This window comes from Arthrobacter sp. Cr_A7, assembly GCF_029222765.1.
Classification (GTDB): Bacteria; Actinomycetota; Actinomycetes; order Actinomycetales; family Micrococcaceae; genus Arthrobacter.
Window position 1 is genome coordinate 1 of sequence record NZ_JARHXQ010000356.1, and the last position, 1,418, is coordinate 1,418.

At 62.1% G+C, this 1,418-nt stretch carries 1 protein-coding gene; it reads left to right on the forward strand.

The features are described 5' to 3' along the window. Positions 1-1,418: primary-amine oxidase (locus P2Q66_RS21125; protein ID WP_275731311.1), on the forward strand; the 1,418-nt coding region annotated here is incomplete at both ends.

Sequence of the window (1,418 nt, forward strand, 5' to 3'; positions counted from 1 at the left end):
TGTCCTGGTCAACCGCGCCGAGGGCCGCGCCTACGAAGCGATCGTGGATCTTGATTCGGGCATCGTCTCGAAGTGGACACAGCTGGCCGCCAACGTTCACCCGCCCTTCATGCTCGACGAGTTCGCCGAGGGTGAAGAGGCGTGCCGGAAGAACCCCGAGGTCCAGGCTGCCCTCGCCAAGCGCGGCATCACCAACATGGACCTGGTCTGCTTCGAACCGTGGTCCGTCGGCTACTTCGGTGAAGACAACGAAGGCCGCCGCCTGATGCGTGCCCTGGTCTTCGTCCGCGAAGAGGCTGATGACAGCCCCTACGCACACCCGATCGAGAACTTCATCGTCATCGTGGACCTGAACTCCGGCGAGGTTGTACAGCTCCAGGACGATCAGGCCATCCCGGTCCCGAGCGCCAGTGGCAACTACCTGCCCAAGTACGTCGGACCGGCCCGCACCGACCTCAAGCCGATCTCCATCACCCAGCCCGAAGGCGCGTCCTTCACGGTGACCGGAAACCACGTCCAGTGGGCCGACTGGTCCTTCCGGGTGGGGTTCACGCCCCGCGAAGGCTTGGTCCTGCACCAGCTGAAGTTCCGGAACAAGGGCGTCGAGCGTCCCGTCATCAACCGCGCCTCGCTGTCCGAAATGGTTGTCCCGTACGGTGACAGCGCCCCCGTCCAGGCCAAGAAGAACGCTTTCGACTCCGGTGAATACAACATCGGCAATATGGCGAACTCCCTCACCCTGGGCTGTGACTGCACCGGCGAGATCAAGTACTTCGATGGCATCACCACCGACAGCCTCGGCAACCCGCTGACGATCGAAAACGCGATCTGCATGCATGAGGAAGACGACAGCATCCTGTGGAAGCACTTCGATTTCCGTGAAGGCACCACCGAAACTCGGCGCAGCCGCAAGCTCGTAATCTCCTTCATCGCCACTGTTGCCAATTACGAGTACGCCTTCTACTGGCACCTCTTCCTCGATGGCAGCATCGAGTTCCTGGTCAAGGCCACCGGCATCCTCTCCACCGCCGGCCAGAAGCCGGGTGAAAAGAGCCCGTACGGGCAGACGCTGAACAACGACGGGCTCTACGCCCCGATCCACCAGCACATGTTCAACGTCCGCATGGACTTCGAAGTGGACGGCCCGAAGAACGCCGTCTACGAAGTGGACATGGAAATCCCCGAGGACAACCCGACCCACACCCTGTTCAAGGCAGTGGACCGGCTCCTGGAAACCGAGCAGAAGGCCATCCGGAAGACCGACTCCTCCAAGCACCGCTTCTGGAAGATCGCCAACCACGACAGCAGGAACCTCGTGGACGAACCGGTGGCCTACCGCCTGATCCCCACCGACGGCATCCAGCTTGCCGCCGGTGACGAATCCTACGTGAGCAAGCGTGCGCAGTTTGCCCGCAACA